A 2,620-nucleotide genomic window follows, 5' to 3' on the forward strand; every position below is an offset into this window, starting at 1 on the left:
GCCAACGGCCGGGCGCACTTCTGTTGGGTCACGCGTGAGCGAACTCGGGTGGCCGCGCGGCAGCAGGATCGGGGTTGGCGAGTGGAAGACCCATGAACCGACGGGCGTTGTCGCCCATGAAGTCGTAGGTGCGACGAACGTCCATGCCCTCGGCGTACCTCCAGTAGCCCGTGGGGGTTTCCAGGCCCTCGGGGTGCGGCCAGTCCGACCCGAACATGACCTTGTCCCAGCCGACGGTCTGGACGACGTCGGCGACAGAGCCCTCCCAGAACGGGCTGACCCAGATGTTGCGGCGGAAGACGTCGTGCGGATGCTCGGGGAAGTTTTGCGGCATCTTGCCGTAGGTCGACTGCAGATCGTCGAACAGAGGCTTGATCCAGGCACTGCCGTTCTCCACGCTGGCGATGCGCAACTTCGGGAACCGGGTCAGGGTGCCGTGGCAGATCAGGCTGGTCAGCATGTCGGCGATCTCGCGGTGGCCCAGCGCAGTCCACTTGAACGCCGACATCTCGAATGCGTTGCTGGTGTTCGCCGGCTCCCACTTCTCGATGTACTCCTGCAATGGCGGCTGGCTGGCGTGCAGCACGATCGGCAGGCCCGCGTCTTCGACGTCCTTCCAGAACGGGTCGAACTCGGGCAGGGCAGGAGACCGCCAGCCCTTGTAGCCCTTCACGGGAGCGGGTTTGATCAGCGCGACCTTGGCGCCGTTGGCCAAGATGTATTCGAGCTCTCGGCGACCTTCGTCGACGATGCCCAGGTTGATGACCGGGGTCGAGTAGATGCGGTCCGAATGGCTGAATCCCCAGTGTTCGAGCATCCATTGGTTGAGGGCGTGGATGATGGCCGCGGTGAGCTCCGGATCCTCGGCCGAGGAGTGCTCGACGAGGTTGGCCAGCGTCGGGTAGTTCAGACACGCATCGACGCCTTGGCCGTTGAGTTCGGCGATGCGGTCCTCGGGGTTGCGCGCACCCGGAGGCGTGTCGATACCGCGGCCCGACATCTCCCGCATGGTCAGGCCCTCGGGATTCTGGCCCGAATAGAACTTCTCGTGCGCGCCGGGAGCGGCGACTCGGTCGAACGTCGGATTCGGCATGTAGTCGGTGATCGTGTTGAGGATGGCAATCCGGGTGTGCCTGCCGATCTGGACGAACTGCACCGCCTTCTTGTACTGCTCGGGCAGAAACTTGAGCAGCGCGTCAGGGGTCTCGTACATGTGCTGATCGGCATCGAAGATCGGTGCGTCGGTGAACTGGGTCATCGGATTGCCTCTCGCTGGCTGAACCTGGGCTTGGAGTTGAGCTTGGTACAACTTGACGAATGTGTCAAGTAAATGTCGGGGTGAGATGAACAAGCAATCTGACCAGGAGTGATTGAACTTGACGCCTATGTCATATATGGTCGCCGGATGACGATGACCTCGGGTACGCCCGTCGAACCGCGCGTGGATTCCAGCCGCGGTGAGCGCACCCGGTCCGCGATCCTGGAAGCCAGCAGTCAGCTCTTCCTGGAGCGCGGCTACGCGGGCACGCCCATCAATGCGATTACCGAGGCGTGCGGCATCTCGCGGGCCGGCTTCTATACGTACTTCAAGGACAAACGGGAGATCTTCAACGTCCTCGGCAAGACCGCCTACCGCGACGCCCTCAGCGTGATTGCACAGTGGGCTGATGCTGCGGAACCGTTCGGTCCGGCGGACGTCCAGGCGTGGGTCGGCCACTACTTCGACTACATGGACGATCACGGCGCGTTCGTGTTGGCCTCGGCGCACTCGGCACCCGACGACGACGAGTTCCGAAATTCACGTCATCGCATGGTGACTCGCGCGTCATGGAAGCTCGGACAGGCCATCGCAGGCAATGGCAAGCACTCGCCGGACGTCATCGGCGTCGCGGTGATGGGCCTGCTCGACCGGGCCTGGCACACCGTGCACACGCGGACGGTTGCGGTGGACCGGAGCGAAATGATTGCGGTCGTCGCCGAGATGATCGTCGCCATGGGGAATCCGGTCTCGCCGCGTATAGCGGGCTGATCGGGGTAACCCATTCTTTCTCAGTGCCGGTCTAGCGCCGCGCCGCGCTCCCTTTCACTGTTGAAGGATGGATTGTCTTTCGGCGTAGGGAAATTCGGCGTTGCCACCATCGGCATCCCACAGCTACTTGTGGTACGGGCAGCGCAAGCACGTGCCTTCCACCGAGCCGCCGTACTCCAGGTGGGGCGCCCATGTGAGAGCAGTAGGCGTCCAGGCGACGATGTGGCCCAACGCATCTCGGTCGTCGGGGTCGGTGCGGTAGAAGACGAGATCCTGTCCGAAGAATCGTTCGGCCATGACCTGGCCTAGGGCGTAACCGGCCGACCACCCCACCTGGAACCACCCGGTGGGGTGGGCCATGTGTGGGAACCCGCGCTCTAGAAAGGTCTGCGCAGGGCCGTCATGTGAATTCATCGGCATCCCCTCTCGGACCACCGTCGGGGTTCATATTCCCAGAATAGTGAGCCCGGTGTGGGAACGCTATTCCCGTGGTAGCTCGAGAGTAACGTCGATCGCGCTCAGCGCGCGGTGATTCCGGACGGATCGGGGTAAGCGGCAGCCGCGGAAAGCCCGGTCAACACGAGCGCGACC

General features: G+C 63.4%; 3 protein-coding genes. 1 reads left to right on the forward strand and 2 read right to left on the reverse strand.

Features of this window, described 5'->3' with window-relative positions; genetic code table 11:
• Positions 1–28: 28 nt before the first annotated feature.
• Positions 29–1,258, reverse strand: coding sequence for an amidohydrolase family protein (locus tag ACRDUX_RS27085; protein WP_526418308.1), 1,230 nt, complete (start codon positions 1,256–1,258; stop codon positions 29–31).
• Positions 1,259–1,405: 147 nt separating this feature from the next.
• Between ACRDUX_RS27085 and ACRDUX_RS27090 the strand changes: the two genes are divergently transcribed.
• Positions 1,406–2,029: a TetR/AcrR family transcriptional regulator gene (locus ACRDUX_RS27090; protein WP_526418310.1), complete on the forward strand. Its 624-nt coding sequence runs from the start codon at positions 1,406–1,408 to the stop codon at positions 2,027–2,029.
• 123 nt (positions 2,030–2,152) lie between these two features.
• On the opposite strand, the gene ACRDUX_RS27095 is transcribed toward ACRDUX_RS27090, so the two are convergent.
• Positions 2,153–2,443: a hypothetical protein gene (locus tag ACRDUX_RS27095; RefSeq protein ID WP_526418312.1), complete on the reverse strand. Its 291-nt coding sequence runs from the start codon at positions 2,441–2,443 to the stop codon at positions 2,153–2,155.
• Positions 2,444–2,620: the final 177 nt, after the last annotated feature.

The organism is Mycobacterium sp. (genome assembly GCF_050701675.1).
Lineage (GTDB): Bacteria > Actinomycetota > Actinomycetes > Mycobacteriales > Mycobacteriaceae > Mycobacterium.

What these genes read in the sequence shown, in the direction of transcription:
- ACRDUX_RS27090 (WP_526418310.1), top strand. Translation starts at nt 1,406, where the DNA reads ATGACGATGACCTCGGGTACGCCCGTCGAACCGCGCGTGGATTCCAGC.
- ACRDUX_RS27085 (WP_526418308.1), bottom strand. Translation starts at nt 1,258, where the DNA reads ATGACCCAGTTCACCGACGCACCGATCTTCGATGCCGATCAGCACATG.
- ACRDUX_RS27095 (WP_526418312.1), bottom strand. Translation starts at nt 2,443, where the DNA reads ATGAATTCACATGACGGCCCTGCGCAGACCTTTCTAGAGCGCGGGTTC.